Annotated in this window: 24 protein-coding genes and 1 tRNA gene; 8 read left to right on the plus strand and 17 right to left on the minus strand. The window is 72.1% G+C overall.

The genetic code is table 11. The annotated features are described in order from the left end of the window. Positions 1-293: 293 nt before the first annotated feature. Positions 294-851, minus strand: a complete 558-nt coding sequence (locus CcI49_RS24170; protein ID WP_054565260.1) for a dTDP-4-dehydrorhamnose 3,5-epimerase family protein — start codon at positions 849-851, stop codon at positions 294-296. Next, positions 851-1,876, minus strand: a complete 1,026-nt coding sequence (locus tag CcI49_RS24175; RefSeq protein ID WP_076829543.1) for an SDR family oxidoreductase — start codon at positions 1,874-1,876, stop codon at positions 851-853. The genes CcI49_RS24170 and CcI49_RS24175 overlap by 1 nt, the downstream gene beginning before the upstream one ends. A gap of 492 nt (positions 1,877-2,368) precedes the next feature. Here CcI49_RS24175 and CcI49_RS24180 point away from each other — a divergent pair, with 492 nt between their 5' ends. Then, on the plus strand, positions 2,369-3,934 hold the full coding sequence (locus tag CcI49_RS24180; RefSeq protein ID WP_241840211.1) for a S8 family serine peptidase: 1,566 nt from the start codon (positions 2,369-2,371) through the stop codon (positions 3,932-3,934). A 72-nt stretch (positions 3,935-4,006) separates the two neighbouring features. Here the strand turns inward: CcI49_RS24180 and CcI49_RS24185 are convergent, their stop codons facing one another. Together CcI49_RS24185 and CcI49_RS24190 are read right to left on the minus strand one after the other, a co-directional pair. After that, positions 4,007-4,948, minus strand: coding sequence for a glycosyltransferase family 2 protein (locus CcI49_RS24185; protein ID WP_076829803.1), 942 nt, complete (start codon positions 4,946-4,948; stop codon positions 4,007-4,009). Between the two features lie 104 nt (positions 4,949-5,052). After that, on the minus strand, positions 5,053-6,273 hold the full coding sequence (locus tag CcI49_RS24190; protein ID WP_054565262.1) for a glycosyltransferase family 2 protein: 1,221 nt from the start codon (positions 6,271-6,273) through the stop codon (positions 5,053-5,055). 489 nt (positions 6,274-6,762) lie between these two features. Between CcI49_RS24190 and CcI49_RS24195 the strand changes: the two genes are divergently transcribed. After that, positions 6,763-8,013, plus strand: a complete 1,251-nt coding sequence (locus CcI49_RS24195) for a glycosyltransferase (RefSeq protein WP_054565263.1) — start codon at positions 6,763-6,765, stop codon at positions 8,011-8,013. A gap of 277 nt (positions 8,014-8,290) precedes the next feature. Here CcI49_RS24195 and CcI49_RS24200 read toward each other — a convergent pair whose 3' ends face one another. From CcI49_RS24200 to CcI49_RS24245, 10 genes are all read right to left on the minus strand, one after another. Further along, positions 8,291-8,944, minus strand: a complete 654-nt coding sequence (locus tag CcI49_RS24200; protein WP_054565264.1) for a PIG-L deacetylase family protein — start codon at positions 8,942-8,944, stop codon at positions 8,291-8,293. Between the two features lie 100 nt (positions 8,945-9,044). Continuing rightward, positions 9,045-9,632, minus strand: a complete 588-nt coding sequence (pth, locus tag CcI49_RS24205) for an aminoacyl-tRNA hydrolase (RefSeq protein WP_054565265.1) — start codon at positions 9,630-9,632, stop codon at positions 9,045-9,047. Positions 9,633-9,655: 23 nt separating this feature from the next. Next, positions 9,656-10,285, minus strand: coding sequence for a 50S ribosomal protein L25/general stress protein Ctc (locus tag CcI49_RS24210; protein ID WP_054565266.1), 630 nt, complete (start codon positions 10,283-10,285; stop codon positions 9,656-9,658). Positions 10,286-10,571: 286 nt separating this feature from the next. Further along, positions 10,572-11,237: an alkaline shock response membrane anchor protein AmaP gene (locus CcI49_RS24215; protein ID WP_241840212.1), complete on the minus strand. Its 666-nt coding sequence runs from the start codon at positions 11,235-11,237 to the stop codon at positions 10,572-10,574. Continuing rightward, a complete protein-coding gene (locus tag CcI49_RS42180; RefSeq protein WP_076829548.1) occupies positions 11,234-12,070 on the minus strand; it encodes a DUF6286 domain-containing protein in 837 nt (278 codons plus the stop codon). The genes CcI49_RS24215 and CcI49_RS42180 overlap by 4 nt, the downstream gene beginning before the upstream one ends. 178 nt (positions 12,071-12,248) lie before the next feature. Beyond that, a complete protein-coding gene (locus CcI49_RS24225) occupies positions 12,249-12,614 on the minus strand; it encodes an Asp23/Gls24 family envelope stress response protein (protein ID WP_076829551.1) in 366 nt (121 codons plus the stop codon). Beyond that, positions 12,611-12,859: a DUF2273 domain-containing protein gene (locus CcI49_RS24230; RefSeq protein WP_054565270.1), complete on the minus strand. Its 249-nt coding sequence runs from the start codon at positions 12,857-12,859 to the stop codon at positions 12,611-12,613. The genes CcI49_RS24225 and CcI49_RS24230 overlap by 4 nt, the downstream gene beginning before the upstream one ends. Before the next feature lie 230 nt (positions 12,860-13,089). Further along, positions 13,090-13,356, minus strand: coding sequence for a hypothetical protein (locus CcI49_RS24235; protein ID WP_076829554.1), 267 nt, complete (start codon positions 13,354-13,356; stop codon positions 13,090-13,092). Beyond that, on the minus strand, positions 13,337-13,843 hold the full coding sequence (locus CcI49_RS24240; protein WP_076829557.1) for a hypothetical protein: 507 nt from the start codon (positions 13,841-13,843) through the stop codon (positions 13,337-13,339). The genes CcI49_RS24235 and CcI49_RS24240 overlap by 20 nt, the downstream gene beginning before the upstream one ends. Beyond that, positions 13,840-14,433, minus strand: a complete 594-nt coding sequence (locus tag CcI49_RS24245) for an Asp23/Gls24 family envelope stress response protein (RefSeq protein WP_054565273.1) — start codon at positions 14,431-14,433, stop codon at positions 13,840-13,842. Before CcI49_RS24245 ends, CcI49_RS24240 begins: the two co-directional genes overlap by 4 nt. 324 nt (positions 14,434-14,757) lie before the next feature. On the opposite strand from CcI49_RS24245, the gene CcI49_RS24250 reads away from it, so the two are divergent. Then, positions 14,758-15,861: a 4-(cytidine 5'-diphospho)-2-C-methyl-D-erythritol kinase gene (locus CcI49_RS24250; protein ID WP_076829560.1), complete on the plus strand. Its 1,104-nt coding sequence runs from the start codon at positions 14,758-14,760 to the stop codon at positions 15,859-15,861. Between the two features lie 94 nt (positions 15,862-15,955). Then, positions 15,956-17,839, plus strand: coding sequence for an ABC-F family ATP-binding cassette domain-containing protein (locus tag CcI49_RS24255; protein ID WP_076829563.1), 1,884 nt, complete (start codon positions 15,956-15,958; stop codon positions 17,837-17,839). 51 nt (positions 17,840-17,890) lie between these two features. On the opposite strand, the gene CcI49_RS24260 is transcribed toward CcI49_RS24255, so the two are convergent. Next, positions 17,891-18,913, minus strand: coding sequence for a fatty acid desaturase (locus CcI49_RS24260; RefSeq protein WP_054565507.1), 1,023 nt, complete (start codon positions 18,911-18,913; stop codon positions 17,891-17,893). A 516-nt stretch (positions 18,914-19,429) separates the two neighbouring features. On the opposite strand from CcI49_RS24260, the gene CcI49_RS24265 reads away from it, so the two are divergent. From CcI49_RS24265 to CcI49_RS24280, 4 genes are all read left to right on the plus strand, one after another. Then, positions 19,430-19,501: transfer RNA gene (locus tag CcI49_RS24265), tRNA-Gln, on the plus strand. 425 nt (positions 19,502-19,926) lie between these two features. Then, positions 19,927-21,387, plus strand: a complete 1,461-nt coding sequence (gene glmU, locus CcI49_RS24270) for a bifunctional UDP-N-acetylglucosamine diphosphorylase/glucosamine-1-phosphate N-acetyltransferase GlmU (RefSeq protein WP_076829806.1) — start codon at positions 19,927-19,929, stop codon at positions 21,385-21,387. 385 nt (positions 21,388-21,772) lie between these two features. After that, positions 21,773-22,747 carry a ribose-phosphate diphosphokinase gene (locus CcI49_RS24275; RefSeq protein ID WP_006543152.1) on the plus strand — a complete coding sequence of 325 codons (975 nt, stop codon included), beginning with the start codon at positions 21,773-21,775 and terminating at the stop codon, positions 22,745-22,747. Between the two features lie 98 nt (positions 22,748-22,845). Beyond that, positions 22,846-23,868: a tryptophan--tRNA ligase gene (locus tag CcI49_RS24280; protein ID WP_054565276.1), complete on the plus strand. Its 1,023-nt coding sequence runs from the start codon at positions 22,846-22,848 to the stop codon at positions 23,866-23,868. Here CcI49_RS24280 and rsmA read toward each other — a convergent pair. Continuing rightward, a complete protein-coding gene (rsmA, locus tag CcI49_RS24285) occupies positions 23,865-24,692 on the minus strand; it encodes a 16S rRNA (adenine(1518)-N(6)/adenine(1519)-N(6))-dimethyltransferase RsmA (RefSeq protein ID WP_304438426.1) in 828 nt (275 codons plus the stop codon). The genes CcI49_RS24280 and rsmA overlap by 4 nt on opposite strands. Positions 24,693-24,748: 56 nt before the next feature. Next, positions 24,749-25,573: a TatD family hydrolase gene (locus tag CcI49_RS24290; RefSeq protein ID WP_054565277.1), complete on the minus strand. Its 825-nt coding sequence runs from the start codon at positions 25,571-25,573 to the stop codon at positions 24,749-24,751. Between the last annotated feature and the right edge of the window lie 107 nt (positions 25,574-25,680).

A 25,680-nucleotide genomic window follows, 5' to 3' on the forward strand; every position in this document is an offset into this window, starting at 1 on the left:
CAAACAACCTGATCACTGGTCCTCCCGCGTTCCCGGTCCGAGCCGCCACCGGGCACTTCCACGCTACTGAAGTGCCCTGTGCAGCCAGCCCGGGGCCGACTTCGCCCGCTTCGTCCGACCTCCTGCTCGTGCTCGGCCACGGCAGGCCGACCATCCCGTGACGTGAGTGTCACACACGTACGGAGTTGACCTGACGCAAGCACGCCGGGCATCTCGACGAGCGCCACAGAAGCAGCCACGGGCACGGGCACGGGCACGGGCACGGGCACGGGCACGGGCACGGGCACGGCGGTCTATCGGGTGGCGGCCCCGCTCGGCACGGCGGCGGGCAGCAACGTCCAGGCGCGGTCCTTGTCCGAGATCACGGAGACAGGCAGCGGCCAGGCGATGCCGAGGCGCGGGTCGTCGAAGCGGAGCCCGCGATCGTGCCCCGGGGTGAACGGCACGTTCATCTGGTAGGTGGCCTCTGTGTCGTCCACCAGGGTCTGGTAGCCGTGGGCCAGGCCGGCCGAGATGAACAGTGCCCGGTGGTTGTCCGCGGTCAGCTCCACCGCCACGTGCTCCAGGTAGGTCGGCGAACCCGGCCTGGTGTCGACGACGACGTCCAGCAGCGCCCCGCGGGTGCACCGGACCAGCTTGGTCTCGCGCACCGGCTCACCGGCCCAGTGCATGCCGCGGACCGTCCCGGCGAGCCGGTTGTAGGCCACGCTGCACTGGGCGACGGAGACCTCCAGCCCGGCGGCGGCGAACTCCTCGGCGCAGAAGGTGCGCGCGAACAGCCCGCGGGCGTCGGTGAAGGCCTCGACGTCGACGACCGTGACGCCGTCGACGGCGGTGGGCGTGAGGATCATCAGGCGGTCCAGAACAGCTCGGCGTCGACCTGCCCGGTGCCGATCAGGTACTGGAGCTGCTTGAGCCGGGTGTGCCCGCGGCCGGTGAACGTCTCGGCGTCGAGCTGGATGCGGTTGAAGACCTCGTGCAGCTGCTTGGCGCCGCTGTGGGCGTCCCAGTCGCAGGCGAAGCCGGGGAGCTGGGTGGCGATCTTCTCGAAGGACACCCGGTAGCTGCGGTTGTCCCCGCCGTTGTCGCCGAAGCTCAGCCGGCAGCCGGTGAAGACGGTGGCGACCGCGTCCGCGATCTCCTTCACCTGGTAGTTCTGCGCGCTGTCACCCACGTTGAAGATCTGGTTGTGGACGGCGTCGCGCGGCGCGGCGAGCACGCAGCGGATCGCCTTGGCGATGTCCAGGCCGTGCACCAGCGGGCGCCAGGGCGTGCCGTCCGAGGTCATCGCGATCTCACCGGTGGTCCAGGCGACCCCGGCCAGGTTGTTCAGCACGATGTCGAAACGCATCCGCGGCGAGGCACCGTAGGCCGTCGCGTTGCGCATGAAGGTCGGCGAGAAGGTGTCGTCGGCCAGCGGCGCGACGTCCCGCTCGACGAGCACCTTGCACTCCGCGTACGGGGTCTGCGGGTTGACCGGGGACGTCTCCGTGACGTCCGAGCCGGTCGCGACCCCGTAGACGCTGCAGGACGACATGTAGACGAAGCGCTCGACGCCCGCCTGCTTGGCGAGCTTCGCCAGCTGCACCGACCCCTGGTGGTTCACCTTGTAGGTGACGTCCGGCGCGAGCGCGCCGAGGGGGTCGTTGGACAGCTCAGCCATGTGCACGACGGCGTCGACGCCTTCGAAGTCCTCGACGGTGAGGTTCCGGAGGTCCTTGTCGATCGTGTACGGAACGCGATCCATGCCGCGGTAGAGCCAGCCGAACTTGTAGTAGCCGGTGTCGACACCGACCACGTCGTGACCATCGCGCAGCAGCTCCGGGGCCAGCAGGCACCCCAGGTAGCCTTCCGTGCCGGTGACGAGCACCTTCATTCGCGAGTCCTCCCGATCTCGACAACGGCACGCCAGATCCACACGCGACCCAACGTTCCGACCCCAGAAGGTACCGAGGTGGTCGGAGGGGTCGTTGTCGACGCCCCGCCAGATTCCTGTCCGTCTGGCGACGACCACTCTGCGCATACCCTGCGGGGCCCGGTCACCGGCACAAAAATGTGATTCCCGCCACCTCGAGTCCCCGACATGCGTCGGGCCCAGACGTGGGGTCTGTCGACTCAAAGACAAACGCCCACACAACGCCCGGGATGTGTCAGGCTCGGCGACGGACATCAAGTGAGCCTTTTCCGTCTCACGGCCCGTGGTCAGGATGCCGGTGGGTCCACGTCGGCGACGGAAAAGCTCACGTCCCATGTGAAGGCGTGATGCGCCACCCCTGGTCCCGCGTTGGCGGAACGTCCGAAGGCAGGTCGGTTGGTGATGGGTGGCCGACGCGGAAGCCGCACGGCGTTGTCGGCCGTGGTCCTCACCTTGTCGTTCGCTGTGCCCGCAACGGCGGCCGTCGCGGCCGGGCCCACCTCCGCGGCGGGGCCCACCTCAACCCCCGGCCTCTTCTCGTCCAGGGAGGAGCAGTGGTACCAGCAGAGCCTCCGGCTGGCTGACGCGCACCAGGTGAGCCTCGGCGCCGGAGTCGTCGTGGCCGTCATCGACGGCGGCGTGGACGCCACCCATCCCAAGCTGCGCGGCCAGCTGCTGCCCGGCGCCGGCATCGGTACGGACGCCGCGGCCGACGGGCTGCGGGACGACGACCCCGACGGCCACGGCACCGCGATGGCCGGGATCATCGCCGGCCGTGCCGACGTCGGGGATCCGGCCGTCTGGGGGGTGGCACCGGCGGCGAAGGTCCTGCCGATCTCCACGGGCGTGCGGGCGGACTCCGACGAGGTCGCCCGCGGGATCCGGATCGCCGTGGACCGCGGCGCCGACGTGATCAGCATGTCGCTGGGCTCGGTGGGGCATGCCACCGACGCCGAGGAGCGTGCCGTCCGGTACGCGCTGGAGCATGACGTGGTCGTGGTGGCCTCGGCCGGCAACACCGAGCCCGGCGACACCGCCGTGAACTCGCCGGCGAACATCCCCGGGGTCATCGCCGTCACCGGCACGGACTACCGCGGGCGCTTCTGGGGTGGCTCGGTGCAGGGGCCACAGTCCGTCCTGGCCGCGCCGGGGCCGGCGATCCGGGTTCCGGTACCGACGCGGGTCTCCGAGGACGGGCTCGACACCGGCGGCGGCACCAGCAACTCCGCCGCGATCGTCGCGGGTGTCGCGGCGCTCGTCCGGGCCGAGCTGCCCACCCTCGACGCGGCCAACGTCGTCAACCGGCTGATTCGCACCGCAACCGACATGGGCCCGCTGGGACGTGACGACCAGTACGGCTTCGGGCTCGTGGACCCGGTCGCGGCACTGACGACCGAGATCCCACTCGTCACCACGAACCCGTTGCTCGCCGCGCGCAGCCCCGGTGCCGCCGCGGCGGGCGATGCCACGGCGGACAGTTCAGCGGGCGGCAGCGCGGCGGCGGGCAGCCTCACGGCGGCCCCGGACGACTCCGCCGGCCTCGTCCCCTCGAAGCGCTCGGCCGGGCCCTCCGCGGCGCTGTGGATTCTCATGCTGGGCCTGGCCACGGTCGAGGGTGCGCTGCTCGGAGCACTCGCGCACCTTCTGTTCGGCGCCCGGTACGCGGCGATGCGCGAACGCCGCAGGCAGCGAAGGGCCACACCGGTGGATCCGAGCTGGCCGCCGCCAGGGCACGCACCCGCGCCAACGCCGGCCTGGCCCGCGGCGACACCGGCGTGGTCCGCACCTGCGGCAGCCCGACCCGCGCCGACAGCGGTTCGGCCGGCACCGGCGACCGCCCCGCCCGAGCCCGCCGCGCACATCGTCCGGCCACAGGCACCGCCGGGACGGCCCACGATGCCGGTACGTCCGGTGCGTCAGTACCCGCCGGCCAGCCGGCCTCGGGCCGCCGCGCCACCACCACCGTCGACATCGACCGGCCGACCGGTCGACACCCGGGCCTGGACGACCCCCCGCTGACCAGCCGAGGCGTTCCGGGGGCCTCCATCAAGTAGCTCCGCGCCGCTGGCGGCGGCCGTCAGCGGTCGGCCGTCAGCGCGGCGGCGGGCCGACCAGCAGGCCCTTGATGTACGCCGCGTGCTCGTCCGCCGTGGCCTTGTGGCCGCGGGCCCGGGAAAGCGCGGTACGCCCGGCATAACCCGCGACGAGCATGGAGCGCATGACGTTCACCCGTGCCGGCGCGTTGTGCTTGCGCAGATAGCGGACCATCGAGGCGCCGCGCATCTGGAGCATCCAGGTCTTGCCGGCGCCGGAGCCGCCCGCGCCGTGCGGAACGAACAGGTCGGTGCGCAGCTGCTGACGCAGCCCCGCCTCCCGAATCGCCCGGCCGAGCGCCATGTCCTCGTTGTAGACGTAGAACGTCTCGTCGAAGCCGCCCAGCTCCAGGAAGGCCTTGCGGCGCACGGCCATGCAGGCCCCCGTCAGCCACTCGGGGCTCATCGGGCGGTTGGGCTTCGGGCGGGCGAACAGCGCCGACGACGGCGCGATCTTGTGTGCRCCGAGCACATGCATGAGGACCCGGCGCGGAGTCGGCTCCCAGCCGCCGTTCCCGAGCTCGGGCCGGCCGTCGGTGCCCTGCATCGTGGCCGCGCTGACGACCAGCTCGGGGTCACGCTCAAGGTCGTCCACGAGCGCCTGCATGATCTCGACGGTCGGCCGGCTGTCGGGGTTGCCCAGCACCACGTACTCGTAGGCGGACGAGCGCATGCCCATGTTCGAGGCCTTCGCGAAGCCCTTGCCGCCGCCCGAGTCGATGTACCGGCCGTTCGGCCGCTGCGCGACGAGCTCGTCGACCTTGTCCACGCCCTTGGCGTTGTCGGTGACCACCACCGGCAGGTCGGGCGGCAGCGTCTCGAACATCTGCTCAAGCTGACCACGGCTGTGGAAACTCACCAGGGACAGCTCGAACGACCAGCCGGGCGCGACGGGCCGGGCGCTCGGTGCGGCCGCGGATGTGGCTGAGTCCGCCGCCATGTCCGTCGCGGCCGGCGCGTCCGCGGACGTGCTGGGCGCTGTCGGCTCCACGGGCTCGGTTTCGGCAGCCGGGACGGCATCGTTGTCCGACACGTGAACTCCTCTCAGCTCGCCCTGGAGGCCGGCGTGCCCGCGGGGCCGGAGGCGGCCTCGGGAGCGGACGGAAGCTGGGTCGGGGACTGCGCGGCGACCGGGGCCTGCCGTTCCGGCTTCGGCCAGACCGCGGGACGGTCGTGGGCGAGGAAGCGGCGTACCCCACCGAGCGCCACGGCCTGCAGGAAGAACACCTGGGCCACCAGCCGGCTCGGGCCGGGCGGCGTGCCGCCCCTCATCAGCACGCCGGCGCTGGCCGCACCGGCCGCGTTGCCGACCAGGAAGACCCTGGCCCCCCAGCTGTGCCGCGCCGCCGGCACAGCCAGCGCCACCAACGCCACATGTGCCATCGGCCCGAACGAGGATCGGACGAGCCGGTGCCCCCAGAGCTGGGCGGTCACGGGCAGCGCGCCGGGGACGAGCGCCTCACGGCGCCGCCAGAGCATGTCCAGGTTCCCGGCGACGATTCGGGTACGACGTTCCCATTCGGCGTCATAGTCCGGTGCGGACGTCTCTATCGAATACGCCTCGGGCTCGTAGACCACCCGCAGACCACTTTCGAGAATGTCCAACGCGAGCCAGGCATCATCGACCGCGGTGTCGCCCGGCAACGGGCGGAACGCCTTACGCCGGAAAGCGAGCATCTCGCCGACCACGCCGATGGTGGCACCCGTCGCCGACTCACACTGCTTGAGCCAGGACTCGAACTTCCAGTAGAAGCCCTGGGCACCCGCCGGGTCGTCGACCTGTTTCTCACCGGCCACCGCTCCGACGGTCTCGTCGGTGAAGTGGCGGGCCGCCGCGCGCAGCGCGTGCGGCGCCAGCACCGCGTTGGCATCGGTGAGCACAACCACGTCATGGCTCGCCGCCGCGACCCCGCGGTTGACCGCGCGGGCCTTGCCCAGCCGCTCCCCGGAGGAGAGGACGCGGACGCCGGGGCGGCGGGCGGCCGCGGCCGTCTCCGCGTCGTCCGCGACGACCACGATCTCCATCTGCCCGGGGTAGTCCGTACCGGTCAGCTCGTCGAGCTTCGTACCGATGACGGCGGCCTCACGGTAGGCGGAGACCACCACGCTCAGCCCCGGCCAGACCTCCGGGTCCTCCGGCTGTGACGGTGTGAGCCCACGACTCCGGTACCCGATATAGGCGGGATACAGAACGTGACCGTACACGGCGGTCGCACCGAGTGCCGCGATCGCGACGCCCTTACCGAACGCACGAGCTCCTGTCATGGCATTACCGTAGCGGTGGCCTTGCGCGTCCGCAGAGAGGCCCCCGGGCATCGTTCCCGTCAGATCGGCGACGCCCGCCGAGCCGCGATCACCAGCCGCTCAACGGATCGGCTTCGCCGTGGTCTGATCGGTGATCTGGTTCGCGCAGACAGACGGGCATGTCACCTCGCAGCCGGTCCGTGTTTATTGCGCTCGCAATGAAGCCGAAACAGCCGTGTTCCCCCGCCGCATTCCGCCACGGGCCGCACCGGACTTGTCCCACGGGCCCTGGCGCGCGGGACTTTCGGCGCGGGCATCTGCCAATCCGGCCGGGGTCCGGTGGTACCAAAGTGCCAGTCGGCCGCGAGCCGGTCCCGCCAGCAGGTCCCACCAGCCGGCCCCGCACGGGCCGGTCCCCCACGACGGCGCGGGCGCGGGCGGCGACGCCCCGGCCCGCCGTTCGTGGACCGGTCGGCGGCGGCGCGGGACCAACGGGCTACAGTTGCTGGGATGAGCGACTCCGAACGCTGGATCGTCGTGGTCGAGGAGCCCTTCCTGCCCGCGGATGCCGGTGGGCGTGTGGAGACATTCAGCTTCCTCACCGCGGCCTCGGCGGCCGGTATCCGGATGCAGGTCCTGGTGCCGTCCCGTACCGACCTCGATATCGCCGCCTATGAGGAGGCCGTCCCCGGCGCGGCCGTCATCCGGCTTCCCCGGGACGACAGTCCCCTCGCGCACCTGTCCCCGCGGCCCTTCATCCACGCGTCGCGCCCCGTCGGGCCGTTGCGCAAGGCCCTGCAGCAGACGCCGCCCCGAGCGGACTTCGTCATCAGCTACAGCTGCCGGACGTCGCATCTGGGCGAGGAGATCGCACGCATCTGGCGTCTTCCGCACCTGGTGCGCGCGCACAACATCGACTCGGAGTTCTTCCACGTCCTCGCCCGGAGCTCCAGCGGGCCCCGCGCGGTCGCCTACGAGCTGGAGTACCACCGCCTCCGGCTGGCCGAGCAGGAGATGCACCACTCGCCGCTCATCAACGCCATCGCCGACATCTCGGTCGAGGACCACGAATGGCGCCGGCCACGGGCGAGCGTCCCGACGTACCATCTGCCACCGTTCCTGCCGGCCAGCACGGTCGCGGGTGTGCGGGCGGCGGGCGGGCTCGCGGGCATCGAGCGGGCGGGGACCACCGCGGTGTTCGTCGGCTCGCTGGACACGCCCACGAACATCGAGGCGCTGCGGTGGTTCCTCGGGGGCTGCTGGCCGACGATCCGCCAGCGCCACCCCGAGGCGATCCTGCAGGTCGTCGGGCGGCGCCCCGAAGAGGGCCTGGCACAGTGGCTCGGCGGTTTCGACGGTGTCGAGCTGCACACCGACGTGCCGAGCGTCCTCGGCTATGTCGCCGGCGCCACGGTGTCGGTGAACCCGATGCAGTCCGGGTCCGGTGTCAACATCAAGGCGATCGAGGCGATGTCGGTCGGCACACCGGTCGTGAGCACGCCGACGGGCAGCCGTGGCCTCGGCTGGCGCGCGGGTGAGCACCTGCTCGTCGCGGACGACCCGGCCGCGTTCGCCGACGCGGTCTGCGGCCTGTTGGAGAACCCGTGGCTGGCCGCCGAGGTCGGCACCGCGGGCCGCGACTTCGTCCTGCGAGAGCTTGATCATGCGACGCTCATCGGCCGCCTCCGGAGCATGCTGGCCGATCAGCATCACGCGGCCTCGGCCACGGCGCCGGGCCAGCCGGCCGCGACACCCCGGTAGCCCCGCGACACCCCGGTAGCCCCAGCGGATCCCGAGCTCCGGGCGACCGTTGCCACTTTTTCCACAGTTGCCAGCAGCGAGATCTGAGGATTCTGGTCGGTGGGACGACGCAGATCCTCAGATCTTCGAACCGTGACCTCGGGCCGCCGTTGCCACCTGGCAGGACTCGAGGATTCTGGTCGTTGGAACGACCGAAATCCCCCACACCTCGCAGGTGCCGGGTGGCCAGCTTTCGTGCTTGCCGGGTGGCTAGCCGCCGGTCATCACCGGCCGGTCATCACCACAGGAGCGTCAGCTTGCGCGCGTCGAAGGCCTCGGCGTAGCGGCTGCCGCACTCCACGCCCCGCAGCCGCATGGTGGCGCGAAAGGTCTCCTCGTCGAACCAGACCCGGTCGTGCTGGCTGCGGAAATGCCGCTGCAGGTGCTCGACCTTGGCCGCGACCACCGACTCGGACACCGGCACGTAGAGAGTGGGCGTGCCCCGGTCGCCCTCCCACTTCGGGATCTCATAGCCGAGGATCAGCGCGCCCCGGAAAGCCTGCCAGGCCAGTTCGGCCAGCATGCGATGGTCCTGATGGGCATCGCTCAGTGAGGGCGCGAAAACGACGTCCGGCGTGATCTGGCGGGCGATCTGGAGCAGCATCTCCTTCACCCCGCTCCACTCGCGGGGCAGGAACCCGTCTCGAACCTCGTGCAGGTGCAGCGAGCCCAGCGACGAGCCGAGCAGCTCACGGGCACTGGCCTCGGCCTCGGAGCCCCGCTCGCCGCCGCCGGAGAAGACCACCCAGTGGACCATGGTCCCCGGGCGAGAGGCGATCATCTGGGCGATCGTGCCACCGGCGCCGATCTCCACGTCATCGGCGTGCGCGCCGAGCGCGACGACGGTGTAGGAGTCGCCCGAGAGCGGGCGCCCGGGCGTCAGTGCGAGCATCGAGGGCTCTGGTCACGCAGCACCCCGCCAACTTACCCGGATGCCCAGCGGGCGAACATGGTTGGCGCACGGCGCATTCGCCCTGCCTGCGCCGTACCGGTCAGCTGGCGTGGAAACGGTTCTGGACCGCGGAGAGCTCCTCGGAGAGCAGTGACTCGACAGCATCCGCCGCGCTGTCGACGAGCAGCGGAAGTTCCTTGCGCTCGACCGTGCTGAAGTCACGGAGCACGAAGTCCGCCGGGTCCATCCGGCCAGGCGGACGGCCGATACCGACCCGCACCCGGAGATAGTCACGCGAGCCCAGCGCCGAGGTGATCGACCGGAGACCGTTGTGGCCGTTGTCCCCGCCTCCGCGCTTGAGTCGGATGGCGCCGAACGGGATGTCCAGCTCGTCGTGCACGACGATCACGTGCGCGACGTCCACCTTGTAGAAGGCCCGCAGGGCAGCCGCCGGAGGCCCCGAGACGTTCATGAACGTCCGGGGCCTGGCGAGCACCGCCGGACGACCGGCGAGGCGCACCTGGTCCACATCGGCGCGGGAGCGGTGGGATCGCAGCCGAGCACCGGTGCGCTCGGCCAGCAGGTCCACCACCATGAACCCGACGTTGTGCCGGTTCCCGGCATAACCGGGCCCAGGATTGCCGAGGCCGACGACGAGCCAGGGCCCGTCGTCGGCGGAAACGTCCACGTGGTTCGCCGAACGGCTCAGGCTCAGGCCGACGCGGCGGCTTCGGCGGTCTCGGCACCCTCGGCGGTCTCGGCGGTCTCACCGAGGTCGGCCTCGACCTGGGCCGCCGTCTTCTTGGCCAGCCCCTGAACGATGACCAGCTCGGCGTCAGCTTCGAGCTCGACGCCGCGCGGCAGCTCGAGCTGGGAGGCGGCGATGCCGTGCCCCGGCTCGAGACCGGTGATGTCGACCTCGATCGGGCCGGGCAGCGCAGTCGCGTCCGCCTTGACGGCGAGCGCGGTGACCTGCTGGTCGACCAGGGTGTCGGGGTGGGCGTCACCGACGAGGGTGACCGCGACCTCGACCGTGACCCGCTCACCGCGGTTCACCAGGACGAGATCGACGTGCTCGTAGCTGCCGCGGATCGGGTGGCGCTGCACCTCCTTGGGGAGGGCGAGCTCGGTGCTACCCGAGATCTCCAGCGTCAGCAGGACGTTGGTACCGGCGTCGGTCTTGAACGCGTGCAGCAGATCGTGGGCGGGCAGCGCGATGTGGCGCGGCGGCTGGCCGTGACCGTAGAGAACAGCCGGGACCTTGCCGGCCCGGCGGGTGCGACGAGCCCCGCCCTTCCCGAACTCGGTGCGCGGCTCCGCGGCGATGCGGACCTCGGACATGGGGGCGCTCATCCTTTCAACAACTGATAACTCGGCGCCGTCGGGACAATCCCGCACAGTGCCAGCTCACACTGTGCTCTTCACACAGCGCCAGCTCGCACAGTGATGGATCAGTGCCGGACGGCGAGACCGCGAAGGACGCGGTTCTCAACAGTACCGGACGCACTGCCGTCAACTCCTGACGGGTGTCGTGTCGCCCAGGACAGTCTCACCTATTGAACGGTCCACCCGACGGACAGTGTGACCGACCCGCCGCAGTGTGACCGACCCGCCCGAGAAGCAGGCATCAGAGCACCCGGGCCGGCGGTGCAGCGTACACCCCGAGCTCGACCTCGGCCGCCAGGTCCGGACGCCCCAGCGCGCGCTGTGCGTGCGGCAGGACGCGACCCTCGACGTCGGAACGCACCGCACGGGCGTCCGCGCCGGCCTCCGCCTCGACGGCCATCTGCAGCACCGGCCGCCGCGGACCCCCCCGAAGGTCCACCCGGGCAGCTCGCACCACCGGGTTCTGCAGCAGATCGTCCGCGACGGCGTCGGTCAGCGCGGCGCTGCCCACATGGACACCACCGACCACGTCATCGGTGATCTGGAGCCCACGCGGCCGGCCGGTTCTGAGCTGAACGCACAGCCAGCCGAGCGCGCCCAGTGCGAGAAGCCCGGCCGCCGTGCCCACAGCTGGCCAGAACCAGCCATGCCGGGCCGCGAAGGATCTGGTGTCAGGGCTGAGCACCGCCTGGTCGGCGAAGGCCGTGCCGAACACACCGAATCCGGCCAGGAGGACGACCACACCGGCACCGAGCAGAAGCAGGCCGAGCAGCCCCAGCAGGACACTGTTCCAGCGCTCCACCGCCGGCCGGTACCGGCGTCGCCGCAGCCCGGCGACGCCTGCGTGGCGCCCAGCGCCGACGCCTCCGCCGCCACTGGCGCCAGCTCCACGCCCACCGGGCCTCACCGCTGTCGCTCCCGCGCCCCCAGGGCGTCCTGTGCGGCGGCCGCACCACCCACGCCCTCGCCACCCGCAGCCCCGTCACCCGCCACGTGGACGTCCTGTGCGTGGACGTCCTGTGCGTGGACGCCGCCGGCGACCCGGCGCCTGGCCGCGGACGTCCCCCAGCCGGTCGGGGCCCCCGCGGCACCGTCGGGCAGGATCCCCCGGCCGCCCCGCCGAAGTCGTCGCGGCCGCCCGCCGACGGCCGGCTCCACCACGAGCCGCGGCGGACGTCGCAGCTCGAAGGACTCGATCGTGCGCGCGAGCCGTGCCCGGACCTCCGTCACCGCGCCGACGGACGTCCGCCCCCGCAGCCGTGGACGGACCACCGCGCGGCGGCGCCTCACCCGCACCGACACGGAGGTGATCCCGTCGGTCGCCAGTGCCGTGGCGCGAAGTGCTCGGGCGAGGGCACTGCGAGGCACGTACACGGCCACCTCCGCCGCCGCACCGGACGCGCACGCACCGGACACGGACGCACCGGGGGACGACGCGCGAGACGACGACGCGCCGGACGCACCGGAGGTGGTCGGACGGGCCTGGAACCGGGGCCTCCCGCCAGCCCGGGAGCCGAGCAGGAGCAGGCCGAGGCCGACGAGCGCGAGCAGCACGCCCCAGAAGCGGGCCGCACCGGACGACCACGCCCAGGCGGTGAGGTGGGCCGACCAGGCGGGCCAGTCGACGATCACCGGCCCGCGCCCGCCGGACGCGGCGACGATCTCCACGACCGCGATCACACCGGCGGCCGCGAGCAGCGCCGCGACGAGCGCGGCAAGAACCCGGTTACCGGGCCGCATGGCGCCTCCCTCAGCCGCTGGGATCCCCGTCCAGCTGCTGGGCCTCCGCCGACGCCGGCTCCGCGATCACGAAACCGAGGTCCGAGCGAACGACCAGCACACTTCGATCTGCCCGGCGGTAGCCGTCCCGACACGTCGCCACCGCGGGCGGGCGGACGACCCGGGCGGGCGGAGGCACTCAGTGCGCCCGCACCCCGGCGCCGACCGGCCCGCACAGCATCGGCACCTCGATGTCGATGTGCGCGACGGGGAGACCAGCCAGTGCGGCGACCCGCTCACGTACCCGGTTGCGTACCGCCTCGGCCGTCGCCGCGACCGGAGCCGGGTACACGACCGACAAGGTCAGCGACACCCGGACCGCTCCGTTGACGACCTTCACCGACGCCGCGGGCCAGCGCCTGAGACGGCCCCTCCTCCCCAGGCGGGGCGGCGGGGCCGCGACGTCCTCGACCTCGGCCGCGGCGATCGCGGCGATCTTCGCCACCACCCGTTCCGCCACCCGCACCGAGCCTGGGCGGGCCCCGGCCGGGGTCCTGATGTTCACGACCGCCCCCGACGGCGCTCGCCGCGGACGAACCCGTCGCGTGGCGAGCGGGCCGAGCGTTCCGAACCCGACCGGGCGCGGACCCACTCAAGGCGACTCAGATCGATGTCACCATCAACGATCTTCCCGACGAACAGGCCGATCGCACCGAAGAGCAGAACGATGAGGAACTCACCGAAGCCCCCGAACGCCAGCGCGAGACCAGCGACGAGCCCGGCGACAAGCCCGAGCGCACCCGATCGCATCCAGGCACCTCCCCATAGACGTCACCGACCGTCACCGACTCGACCCTCGGCTCTCGGCCCTGGCAGGACTTCACGGCCACGGCTCGCCGCTCACTTTCACGGCTACGGCTCGCCGCTCACTGGCCACCGTTCCCCGAGGCCGCTCACCTCAGCGAGACCGCTCGCCGAGTGCCGGACTCGGCACGTTGGGTCGGCACCAAGTCTCACCCGGGCGCTCATGACCTTCCAGTTCACGAGCGGCCACCCGTCCGCGCCAGCACGCGGGCGAGCGCCGCGAGGCTGCGGCGGAGCACGCCCCGCCGGCGGTAGAAGGTGATGGTCTGCGACGGCCGAGCGTCGTCGAACGCACGCAGCCCCTGGGCGAACGCCACCGGGTCACCGCCGCGGTCCGGGTGGTTCGCGAGAACGAAGCGCCGCCGAGCGGCCTGTAGCCGCGCCCGCTCCGCCGCCGCGTCAGACGCCCCGGGCCCGCGACGGTCAACTGCCCGAACCGGCATGGGCGAAACCCTCAGCTCTCCGAACTCCGGGTCTGCGGCCTACAGGTCTCCGAGCTCCGGGCCGCGATCCCCGACCGGCGGGCTCCGAGCACGCCGGCGCACCAGGGGCCGGGGACGGCCACCCCGGCAGGTCGACGTCGAGATCGGTGATCATCACGTCCACCCGTGGGGTTTCCGGAGCCGCGATGAGAACCGCCGACCGGACCTGGTTCGCGAGCTCGGTCATGGTGGGGCCGTAGCGGCAGACCACCGCGACGACGACCGCGTCCGGTAGCACCCGCACCGCCTCGGCCGGGCTGCCGGCCAGCCGGATCACGTCCGGACACGCCCGCACCTGTCGCTCGACCGCGCGCGGGTCGGTGCTCCATCCGCGACCCGCACCCGTGGTGGGCCGGGCCCGCGCGCCCGCGGCCGCACCGGGGGCGGCGATGGCGCTGGTGGCGCTGGCGCTGGCGGCGCTGGTGATGGCGGTGGCGGTGGCGGTCACTGCACTCGGGGGCCCTGTTCCGGCTCCTCATCGCCGATATAGACGTCATCGACGGCGATGTTGACCTCGGTGACCTCCAGGCCGGTCATCTGCTCGATCGAGTCGACGACGTTGCGCCGGACGGCCTGGGAGAGATCGACGATCGAGACCCCGTACTCGCAGACCACATCGAGGTCGACGGCCGCCTGCCGCTCACCGACCTCGACCGCGACCCCCTGCGACACGCTGGGAGTGGTGCCCGGCAGCCGGGATCTGAACGTGCCCATCGCACGGGTTCCGCCGGTTCCGAGGTCGTGCACGCCCGAGACCTCCCGGGTCGCCACCCCGGCGATCTTGCGGACGACCGAGTCCGAGATCGACGTCCGGCCCTGGGCCGTCACCAGTTCGGTGGACGTGCGCCTGGCCATCGCTCCCGAGCGCTCGGAGGTGCCGTTACCGCGGCCTTCGTAGCGGTCCCCGCTACCGGCCGGGGCCCCCTGGGACGCCGACTGCCCGGAATGCCCCGACCAGGTCTGCCCGGGTCCCCCACGCGCCGCCGCTGCGTCCTGGCCCGAGTCCGCTGTGGCCTCGGTCCGAGTGGTGGTCGTCATCGCTGCCCCTCCCGCGTCACGGTTCCTCTCGTCCGGCCGACCGGAACACCCGGGCCGACCGCACCTCGCCGGGAACCAGGCCGGGCCATCGGGCCGGACCATCGGGTGCACACCCGTCGTGGTCCGCGATCACCGGCCATGGCCTGCCATGTCCCGCGTGCTGTGCACCCGACGGGTACCCGCCCGGACCGGACTAATACGTCCGCCCGGCGCGCGGAGCCGATCGGACGCCGCGACCGATAGGTTGAGCGCAAGCCCTGGTGACCACCACCGGCCACGCCGAGCGCGCTCGCCGCGAGCGACGCCTGAGCCAAGGAGCGTCCGCTGCCTCGATCGAATCCGGGTCGACGCACCGCCGAACCCGGTCACGCCCAACCCACCGTCACCGTTCGCGCTCCCGCCAAGGTCAACCTGCACCTCGGAGTGGGCCCACTGCGCGCCGACGGCTACCACGAAGTAACGACGATCCTGCAGGCCGTCTCGCTCTACGACGAGCTCACCGCGACGTCGATCCCGCCGGAGTCGCTGGCCGGGCCGGATGGCTCCGGCCCCGCCTTCACCGACGAGGACCCGATCATCGTCACGGTCGGTGTCGCGGGCGAGGGCGCCCGGCCGTCGAGCCCGGCGGGCGCCGACGGCGACGACACGCCGACGGGCGGCGACACGCCAGCCGAGTCCTCGATCTCGGTGGTGCCCACCGGCCGGGACAACCTGGCCGTCCGCGCCGCGTACCTCGTCGCCGAGGCGGCCGGCATCCACGGGGAAGCGGCCCATCTGACCCTGTCGAAGGGCATCCCCGTGGCGGCCGGCATGGCCGGCGGCAGCGCGGACGCGGCCGCGGCCCTGGTCGCCTTCGACGCCCTGTGGGGAGCCGGCCTGGACCGTGCGACCCTGGTGGAGCTGGCCTCCCGGCTGGGCAGCGACGTCCCGTTCCCGCTCGCCGGCGGGACCGCGCTCGGCACCGGCCGCGGTGAGCAGCTGACCGACGTCCTCGGGCGTGGCGAGTACCACTGGGTGTTCGCCCTCGCCGACGGCGGGCTGTCCACCCCCGCTGTCTACGCCGAGTTCGACCGGCTGGCCGAGGGCCGGCTGCAGACCGGCCCGACGCCCGCCGACGCGGTGCTCAGCGCCCTGCGCAGCGGTTCTCCCGAGGAGCTCGGCGCCGCGCTCGTCAACGACCTGCAGCCGGCCGCGCTGCGGCTGCGTCCGTCACTGCGGCGGGTCCTGGAGAGCGGCCTCGAGCTCGGGGCGATCGGCGCGATCGTGAGTGGCTCCGGGCCGACCTGCGCCTTCCTCGCGCGGGACGCCGCCGCCAGCGTGTCGCTCGCGGCGAGCCTCGCCGGCATGGGGGTCGCCCGGGCGGTCCGGCGGGCGCAGGGGCCGGTGGCGGGCGCCCAGCTGCTTCCCCCGTCGTCCGCCTCGGCGTGACGGTGACCCGCGTGCCGGTGACAGGTGTGCCAGTGACCGGCGTGACTGTGACAGGCGTGACTGTGACAGGCGTGGCGATGGCGCGGAGGCCGGCGTGAGCGCTGTCGTCGTCTCGCTGGAGACGGTTTCCGCCGCGCACGGCACGCGGGTCCTGCTCGACGGGGTGAGCCTCGGGCTCGGTACCGGGGAGCGGATCGGTGTGGTCGGCCGCAACGGGGCCGGGAAGTCCACCCTGCTGCGCATCCTCTCCGGCGAGGCACAGCCGGACTCCGGCCGGGTCGTGCACGCCGGTGGCACCCGGATCGGCGCACTGTCCCAGACCGACGCGCTGCCCGCCGGCACCGTCCGTTCGGCGGTCGTCGGCGACGTGGCCGACCACGTGTGGGCGGCCGACCCCCGGCAGCGGGCGGTGCTCACCGGCCTCGGGCTGCTCGACCGGCTCGATGAGGGCACCGCCACGATGTCCGGCGGTGAACGGCGGCGGGTCGCGCTGGCCCGCCTGCTCGTCCAGGAGCTCGACCTGCTCATCCTGGACGAGCCGACCAACCATCTCGACGTCGAGGGCGTCGCCTGGCTCGCGCGTCACCTCGCCTCCCGGCGGTGCGCCCTGCTCGTCGCCACCCACGACCGCTGGTTCCTCGACGAGGTCTGCGACCGCGTCTGGGAGGTCGTGGACGGGCGGGTCGACGCCTACGAAGGCGGCTACTCGGCCTACGTGCTGGCCCGGGCGGAACGCGCCCGGCGGGCCGACGCGACCGAGGCCCGGCGGCAGAACCTGCTCCGCAAGGAGCTGGCCTGGCTGCGCCGTGGCCCGCCGGCCCGGACCAGCAAGCCGCGGTTCCGCATCGAGGCCGCCAACGCGCTGATCGCCGACGAGCCACCAGCCCGCGACAGCCTCGCGCTGCGCACGTTCGCCGCTGCACGCCTGGGCAAGGACGTCTTCGACGTCGAGGACGCCACGTTGTCCGTCGGTGGCCGTGAGCTGCTGCACGACGTGACCTGGCGGCTGGGGCCCGGCGACCGGATCGGGCTGGTCGGTGTCAACGGTGCCGGCAAGACCTCGCTGCTGCGCCTGCTCACCGGCGCGTTGCGGCCGGACTCCGGGCAGGTCCGGCAGGGTGCCAGTGCGCGCGTCGCGACCCTGTCCCAGGAGGTGGCCGAGCTGCCGGGCGAGCTGCGGGCGCTGGAGGCCGTCGAGCAGGTCGCTCGGGTCCTCACGTTGGAACGCGGCCGGGAGCGGACGGCCGGGCAGATGCTCGAGCAGTTCGGCCTTCCGTCGGGCCGGCAGTGGACCCGGGTGCGTGATCTCTCCGGTGGCGAGCGGCGCCGCCTCCAGCTGCTGCGGCTGCTGATGGAGCGGCCGAACGTGCTGCTCCTGGACGAGCCCACGAACGATCTCGACACCGACACGCTGACCGCGCTCGAGGACCTGCTGGACTCCTGGTCCGGGACCCTCGTGGTCGTCAGCCACGACCGGTACTTCCTGGAGCGCACCTGCGACGTCGTGATGGCGCTGCTGGGCGACAGGCGGATCACCATGCTGCCGGGCGGGATCGAGGAGTACCTGGCCAGGCGCGCGGCGGCCGAGGCCTCGGCCGGATCCCCGGGCCAGCCGCCGAGCGCGGCCGGGGCTGGCGGCGGGAGCGCCACCGGACGGTCCACCGCCACCGACCGGTCCGCCGGGAACGGCTCCGGGGCCGCGACCGGCGCGCGGACCGGGCCCGCGGCGAGCACGCCGGCGGCTCCGGCCATGACCTCCGGCGAGCTGCGGGCGGCCCGCAAGGAGCTGTCCCGGTTGGAGCGGGCCCTGGAGAAGCTCGAGCGCCAGGAGTCGGAGCTGCACACCGCGCTGGCCGAGGCCGCCACCGATCACCGGCGCATCCTCGCCCTGAACACCGAGCTGCAGGCCGTCACAGCGCAGAAGGACTCCACCGAGGAGCAGTGGCTGACCCTGGCCTCGCGGATCGAGGGCTCCTGACCCGGCTCCTGACCCGCGAGGCGGCTGCGCCGCGCCGCCCGGCCGGCGCGGTCAGACCCGCTTGCCGGCCAGGCGCTCCGGATCAGGCCAGCGGACGTCCCAGACCAGCCGCAGGGTCTCGAGCAGCTTGATGCCGTAGAAGCTGGTGTCGACCTGCCAGGGCCGGACGCCGTGCCGGGCCGAGGTCGGCTCGGCGTGGTGCAGGTTGTGCCAGGACTCCCCCATGGACAGCAGCGCCAGCGGCCACACATTGCCGGAACGGTCCCGCGAGCGGTAGGGCCGCGAGCCCAGGACATGGCAGATGCTGTTCACCGACCAGGTGACGTGGTGCAGCAATGCCACCCGGACGAGCGAGGCCCAGAAGAAGGCCTGCACGGCCGCCTCGAACGAACCACCCCACAACCCGCCGACAAGCGGGGGCACCGCGAGGCTGACAAAGGCGCAGAGGGCGAAGGAGTGACTGATCCGAACAATCATCGGGTCGTCCAGAAGGTCTGGAGCATAGCGGCGCTGATCGGTCTGCTCAACGTCGAAAAGCCAGCCGATGTGGGAGTGCCAGAGCCCGCGGGCGAGCGCGACCGGCCCGGTGCCGTAGCGCCACGGCGAGTGCGGGTCGCCCTCGGCATCGCTGAAGGCATGATGGCGGCGGTGGTCCGCGACCCAGCGGATCACCGGGCCCTCAATAGCCATGTTGCCGGCGATCGCCAGCGCTGCCCGCACCGGCCGGGAGGTCTTGAATCCGCGGTGGGTGAAATACCGGTGGAATCCAATCGTGACACCGTGGCCGGTGATCGCGTACATCACTGCCGCCAGCACCACGTCACGCCAGGAGATCCAGCGCCCCCACAACAACGGAACGGCCGCGACAAGCGCGGCGAACGGAACCAGGATCGTGGCCAGCAGCACAACCTGTTCACCGCGTGCCCGGGCGGCCGAGCCCGGCATGGCGGTGTGGCGCTCCCCCGGCTGCTCCGGCGCAGGTAGGCCGGCACTCGCGGAGCGCTGGTCACCGTCGGCGACAGACACACCCCGAGGCCTGTTTTCAGTAGTTTTCACCGTGTCGGCAGCGGTCATCGGCTTCATCCCGTCCGTCGCGGTGGGCCGCTCACTGCCGACCCTGTAGTCGCCACGTTAGCCCGCTTGGATGACGGCCGGCCCCATTCACGGCGTCCGCCACGCAAACGGGCCGTGCAACCGGGTACGTGCCGGACCGCGGCGCGGCAGATCGCGTTCTTTACGCGAGCACTGATTCCCCGACCAGTCGGTCCTGACACCCCCCGCAATGTGATCATCACCTTGCGTCCTTAGGATGCCGCCGGGCGAGGTGTAGCCGGCCGGGCACCGGGTGAAGGCGAAGGGCGGCGGGCCACGAGGGCAATAACGGGCCGTGGCCGACCGGAGTGGCCGCGGCGACTCCGGTCGGCCACCGGGAGACACTCGAACCGCGCTGCCGCAGCCGCGGCGGCGCGTGGCCGGCGAGACCACATGCACGCACGCCCAGACCCGCGAATATTTCTTCCCATCGCCGCGGCGATGGTAGACTAGCGCCGGAACTGGCCGGCCTTTTCCCAACGGCCCCTTTCCTCACGGTCCGCCGTAGTGTAATCGGCAGCACAGGAGATTTTGGTTCTCTTAGTCCACGTTCGAGTCGTGGCGGCGGAGCACGAGGGAAGCAGGATGTTTCGGGCCCGTGGGCCACAATATCCCGCCAGGTGTATCCCTGTATTTGAATGCCTGATTTCTATATCGCATTCACACGATCCCGGTTCCGGAGATGGACCCACTCAACCCCGAGCCTTTCCATCTCACGGTCGGCGGTCAGCGGTACCGCGGGTACCAGCCGACGATGGAAAAGGTGCATTGAACCTTTTCCGCCTCACGGTCACGGTCAGCGACGCCGCAGGTCCCCTGCCGACTACGGAAAAGGTTCACTGGGTAGAGTGCTGCCCCGGTAGGCTGCCAGTCGATGCCTCACGTTCCGCGAGTGAGCCGGTGCAGGTCGACCGGTGCGGTTCGGCCGGTGCGCTTCGGCCATCGGCGAGGCAGGCCAGGCGCAGCCCGGTTCCGTCGAGATTGCGGGAGCTTCTGTGACTCAGCCACGTMCGGCCGCTGTCATCGTCCTCGCGGCGGGCGAAGGCCGGCGAATGCGTTCGAAGCTGCCCAAGGTCCTGCACCGGCTCGCCGGGCGCACCCTGCTCGAGCACGTGCTCCACGCGGCCACGCCGGTCCAGGCCGAACGCACCGTGGTCGTCGTCGGCCACGGGCGGGAGCAGGTCACGGCGATGCTCGCCGACCGCGCGCCACACGTGATCACCGCGGTGCAGGAGCACCAGGGCGGCACCGGGCACGCCGTGCGAGCCGCCCTCGGCGCACTCGGCGATCTCCCGCCGGACGCACCGGTGATCGTGCTGCCGGGTGACGTGCCGCTCCTGACCCGCGAGGCGGTCACCGGCCTCGTCGAACACCACCACGAGACGGCCGCCGCGGCGACGGTCCTGACCGCCGCGGTCGCGGACCCCACCGGGTACGGCCGGATCGTGCGCGGCCCCGGCGGCCGGGTGCGGGAGATCGTCGAGCAGCGCGACGCGGATGCGGCCACCGCGGCGATCAACGAGATCAACACCGGCGTGTACGTCTTCGACGTCGAACTGCTGCGCGGCGCGCTCAAGCGGCTCACCACCGACAACGCGCAGGGCGAGGAGTACCTCACCGACGTGGTCGGCCTGCTCGTGGCGGACAGCCAGCCCGTGGCGGCACATGTGCTCGCGGACGCGGCCGAGGCGGCCGGTGTCAACGACCGCCGGCAGCTCGGCGAGGCCGGCCTCGCCCTGCGCGATCGCATCGTCAACGCGGCGATGCTCGCCGGGACCACCGTCGTCGACCCCGCCTCCACCTGGATCGACGCCGACGTCCGGCTGGAGCCCGACACGACGCTCTGGCCGAACACCCGTCTGCGCGGGGCCACCAGGGTCGCCACCGGTGCCGAGATCGGCCCGGACTGCACCCTCATCGACACGGTGGTCGGCGCGGGCGCCCGGGTGACCAGTTCGGTGACGGAACGCGCCGAGGTGGGCCCAGACGCCGTCGTGGGCCCGTTCGCGCACCTGCGCCCCGGCACCCGGCTCGGCCGGAACGGCAAGATCGGCGCCTTCGTCGAGACCAAGGCCGCCGAGATCGGCGCCGACAGCAAGGTTCCGCACCTCGCCTACGTCGGGGACGCGGTGATCGGCGAGCGGAGCAACATCGGCTGCACCACCGTGTTCGTGAACTACGACGGCGTCGCCAAGCATCGGACGGTGATCGGCTCGGACGTCCGCATCGGCAGCGACACGATGCTGGTAGCCCCCGTCACCGTCGGCGACGGCGCCTACACCGGTGCCGGCTCCGTCATCCGGGAGGATGTCCCGCCCGGTGCGCTGGCGGTCCGGGAAGGGCGCCAGCGCACGATCGTCGACTGGGTGCTGCGCCGACGTCCCGACAGCCCCGCGGCACGCGCCGCCGAAGCCGCGAGGAGCGCCGTCCAGCGGCAACCCGGAAACGTGAGTTGAAGCACAGCGCAATCCTCACCCCCTCCATTCACTGGCATTTGCCCCGTTACGGGTCGAACGTGGGAGAGGTTTGGTCAAAGTTGTGCCGGACCAGGGTTTACGGTCGACCTCTGGGGCGCGAAGGGACCGCCTGATCCCGACGCAGCCCCCTCCAGCCCTGCGCGATGCCTGGTCGGAGGGGGTAGATCTGCCCTGACCGTGCGGCGGCGTCGCCCAGGTCCCGGCTCGCGACGAGCGCCACCCGGCCACGGGTGTGTCGCCCAGCGGCCACCGGACGGTCCCCTGAGGGCGGCCCGGCCGACATTGCTTCCCCGTCCGCCAGCGCCCCTGCCAGGCCGCCTGCCAGAGGTACGAGCCACCAGCCATGCGCCTTGAGGAGATACCGGTGGGATACCAGACCGAGAACCGTCGGAACCTGATGCTCTTCGCGGGACGTTCCCACCCCGAGCTCGCGGCGGAGGTCGCCCGAGCTCTCGATGTGGAGCCCGTGCCGACGAACGCCTACGAGTTCGCCAGCGGTGAGATCTTCGTCCGCTTCGAGGAGTCCGTCCGCGGCTGCGACGCCTTCGTGCTCCAGTGTCATGGCGCACCGGTGAACACCTGGCTGATGGAGCAGCTGATCATGGTGGACGCGCTCAAGCGCGCGAGCGCCAAACGCATCACCGTCGTCGCCCCGTTCTACCCGTACGCCCGCCAGGACAAGAAGCACCGCGGGCGCGAGCCGATCTCCGCCCGGCTGGTCGCCGACCTGTTCAAGGCCGCCGGCGCGCACCGGCTGATGTCCGTCGACCTGCACACCGCGCAGATCCAGGGCTTCTTCGACGGGCCGGTGGACCACCTCTTCGCGCTGCCGCTGCTGGCGGACTACATCGAGAACAAGCTGGACACCTCGGAGGTCACGGTCGTGGCTCCGGACTCGGGCCGGGTCCGGGTCGCCGAGCGGTGGACCGACCGGCTCGGCTGCCCGCTGGCGATCATCCACAAGCGCCGCGACCCGGACGTCCCGAACCAGGTCAAGATGTTCGACGTCGTGGGTGAGGTCGACGGGCGCACCTGCGTGATCGTCGACGACATGATCGACACCGCCGGCACGATCACAAAGGCGGCCGAGTCGCTCAAGGAGCACGGCGCGACCAACGTCATCGCGGCGGCGACCCACGGGGTGCTGTCCGGCCCCGCCGCCGACCGGCTGAAGAACTCCGAGATCAGCGAGGTCGTGCTCACCAACACCCTGCCGCTGCCGAGCGAGGCGCGCATCGACAAGATCACCGAGCTGTCGATCGCGCCGCTGATCGCCGCCGCGATCAAGGCCGTGTTCGAGGACGGATCAGTCACCGGCCTGTTCGGCGGAGACGCCTGATCTGGCGGCTTTCCCGTCGTCCCCACCTTCCGCCGCCCCGGTGCCGATCAGATGTCGGCTGCCGGGGCGGTCGGCCGCTGTCCGTAGAATCAGGCAGCATGACGCAGGATCGCCGCCGGGTGTCGCTGACCGGGATCAAACCGACCGGTGAACCCCACCTCGGCAACTACATCGGGGCGATCCGGCCCGCGCTGGAGCTCACGGCGACCTACGAGTCGATCTACTTCATCGCCGACTACCACGCCCTGACCTCGATAAAGGACAGGGCGGAGTTCGCCGCCTACACCCGGTCGGTCGCGGCCACCTGGATCACGCTCGGCCTCGACCCCGAACAGACGATCTTCTACAAGCAGTCCGACGTCCCGGAGATCTTCGAGCTCACCTGGATCCTGTCCTGCGTCACGGGCAAGGGCCTGATGAACCGGGCTCACGCCTACAAGGCCGCACGCGACCGCAACGCCGAGAGCGGCGCCGCCGACCTGGACGCCGGCGTCAACATGGGGCTGTTCAACTACCCCATCCTGATGGCCGTCGACATCCTCATCATGGGCTCCGACGTGGTCCCCGTGGGGCAGGACCAGGTCCAGCACGTCGAGTACGCGGCGGACATCGCCGGCTCGTTCAACCACCTCTTCGGCAGCGAGTACAGCCTGAAGATCCCCACGGCGCTGATCCCGGCCGGCACCGGTGCCCGGACGATGCCCGGCACCGACGGCCGCAAGATGAGCAAGTCGTACGGGAACACGATTCCGCTGTTCGCACCGCCGTCACGGCTGCGCAAGCTGGTCCGCGGGATCGTCAGCGACAGCACCCCCGTCGAGGAGCCGAAGGACCCGGACAGCTCCGCGGCCTTCCAGATCTACGAGAACTTCGCGACGCCGGACGACGTCAAGGACATGCGGGTCCGCCTCGAGCAGGGCGGCACCGGCTGGGGCGAGCTGAAGAACGCCCTGTACGAGACGCTGGAGGCCTGGCTGACCCCGCTGCGGGCCCGGTACGACGAGCTGGTCGCCCCCGGCAGCGAGCTGGACGCGATCCTCGCCGCCGGCGCGGAGAAGGCCCGCGACCGGGCCCGCCCGGTCCTGGCCGGCGCCCGCCGCGCCATCGGCGTCGACAGCTAGCGTTTCTGGTCGTCGTCGCCGCGGGCCTGCTGGGCGAGGCGGGCGAAAGCCTCGACGTCGAGCGTCTCGCCACGGGCCCCCGGGTCGACACCGGCTGCCCGGGCCAGCTGCTCGGCTCGTTGCGCGGAGCCCGCCCACGGCACCAGTGCGGTCCGCAGTGTCTTGCGCCGCTGCGCGAAGGCCGCATCCACCGCGGCGAACACCTCGGCGCGCAGGTCGGCGTCGGCGGGCGGTGCGGATCGGCGGGTGAAGGCCACCAGGCCCGAGTCGACGTTCGGCTGCGGCCAGAAGACCGGCCGGGGCACCGCGCCGGCCGGGCGCGCGTGGGCGTACCAGGCGAGTTTCACGCTCGGCACCCCGTAGATCCGCCCACCCGGTGACGCGGTGAGCCGGTCCGCGACCTCCGCCTGCACCATGACCAGGCCCCGTTGGATCGTCGGGAACCGTTCGAGCAGGCCGAGCAGCAGCGGCACCGCGACGTTGTAGGGCAGGTTCGCCGCCAGCACCGTCGGTGCGGCGAGCTCCGCGGGCAGGTCCGCGGGCCGCACCCGCAGACCGTCGGCCTCGACGACGTGCAGCCGCTGCGCGAGCGCGGCCGGCAGCCGGGCCGCAGCCGTCTCGGGCAGGGCCGCGGCGAGCAGCGGGTCCACCTCGACCGCGACCACCGCGCCGGCCTGCGCGACCAGGCCGAGCGTGAGCGAGCCGAGCCCGGGCCCGACCTCCAGTGCCACGTCATCCGGGCCGATCTCGGCCAGGCGGACAAGCCTGCGGACGGTGTTCGGGTCGACCAGGAAGTTCTGGCCGCGCTTCTTCGTCGGCCGCAGGTCCAGTGACTGCGCGAGCTCCCGGATGTCGGCCGGCGTGAGCAGCGCCTCGATCTCTACCAGGGTCCGAAGGTCCGTTCCGCGTTGGCCGCGATCGCGGCGGCGAACTCGTCCACCGCCGTGCCGCGCGTCTGCGCGAGCAGCCGCAGGGTCAGCGGGACGAGGTACGGCCCGCCCGGCCGGCCCCGCCACGGGACCGGGGTGAGGTAGGGCGCGTCCGTCTCCACCAGCAGCAGATCCTGCGGGGCGACCGTGGCGGCCTCGCGCAGCGCCTCGGCGTTCTTGAACGTGACGTTGCCCGCGAAGGACATCACATAGCCGGCGTCGGCGCAGACCTTGGCCATCTCCGCGTCGCCGGAGAAGGCGTGGAACACGACCCGCTCCGGCGCGCCTTCCTCCGCCAGGATGCGCAGTGTGTCCTCATGCGCCTCGCGATCGTGGATCATCAGTGCCCGGCCGGTGTCCTTGGCGATCGCGATGTGCCGCCGGAAGCTCTCCTGCTGGGCCGCGTGCTGCTCCGGCGGGGTGCGGTAGTAGTCCAGGCCGGTCTCCCCGACCGCGACGACGCCGTCCGCGCGGGCAAGCGCGGTGAGTGCCTCGAACGTGGCCTCGTCGACCCCGGCCGCGGCCTCGTTCGGATGGATCGCGACGGCCGCGCGCACCTCGGGATGAGCGGCCGCGATCTCAGCCTGCCACCGGCTGGTCGGCAGGTCGATGCCGACGGTGACCATCCGGGTGATGCCGACCGCGAGTGCCGCGGCGATGGCCTCGTCGACCGAYGCGTCCATCAGATCGAGATGGCAGTGCGCGTCGACCGCGGGCACGGCCAGCGGCTCAGGCGGCGGCGGAGGGTCGCCGACCCGGCCGGAGTTCCTCGCCACCAGGCCGCTCCTCACCGGTCGATTCACCCGTCGAATCAGTCGTCGAATCAGTCGTCGACGCCAGGGCGGACGTCACCACCCCCGGACCAGATCTTAGAGCCTTCTCC

Source organism: Frankia sp. CcI49 (assembly GCF_001983215.1).
Classification (GTDB): domain Bacteria; phylum Actinomycetota; class Actinomycetes; order Frankiales; family Frankiaceae; genus Parafrankia; species Parafrankia irregularis.

Coding starts and splice junctions, on each gene's coding strand:
- CcI49_RS24170 (WP_054565260.1), bottom strand. CDS start 851: ATGATCCTCACGCCCACCGCCGTCGACGGCGTCACGGTCGTCGACGTC.
- CcI49_RS24175 (WP_076829543.1), bottom strand. CDS start 1,876: ATGAAGGTGCTCGTCACCGGCACGGAAGGCTACCTGGGGTGCCTGCTG.
- CcI49_RS24190 (WP_054565262.1), bottom strand. CDS start 6,273: ATGACAGGAGCTCGTGCGTTCGGTAAGGGCGTCGCGATCGCGGCACTC.
- CcI49_RS24195 (WP_054565263.1), top strand. CDS start 6,763: ATGAGCGACTCCGAACGCTGGATCGTCGTGGTCGAGGAGCCCTTCCTG.
- CcI49_RS24200 (WP_054565264.1), bottom strand. CDS start 8,944: ATGCTCGCACTGACGCCCGGGCGCCCGCTCTCGGGCGACTCCTACACC.
- CcI49_RS24210 (WP_054565266.1), bottom strand. CDS start 10,285: ATGTCCGAGGTCCGCATCGCCGCGGAGCCGCGCACCGAGTTCGGGAAG.
- CcI49_RS42180 (WP_076829548.1), bottom strand. CDS start 12,070: ATGCGGCCCGGTAACCGGGTTCTTGCCGCGCTCGTCGCGGCGCTGCTC.
- CcI49_RS24230 (WP_054565270.1), bottom strand. CDS start 12,859: ATGCGATCGGGTGCGCTCGGGCTTGTCGCCGGGCTCGTCGCTGGTCTC.
- CcI49_RS24235 (WP_076829554.1), bottom strand. CDS start 13,356: ATGCCGGTTCGGGCAGTTGACCGTCGCGGGCCCGGGGCGTCTGACGCG.
- CcI49_RS24245 (WP_054565273.1), bottom strand. CDS start 14,433: ATGACGACCACCACTCGGACCGAGGCCACAGCGGACTCGGGCCAGGAC.
- CcI49_RS24260 (WP_054565507.1), bottom strand. CDS start 18,913: ATGACCGCTGCCGACACGGTGAAAACTACTGAAAACAGGCCTCGGGGT.
- CcI49_RS24280 (WP_054565276.1), top strand. CDS start 22,846: ATGACGCAGGATCGCCGCCGGGTGTCGCTGACCGGGATCAAACCGACC.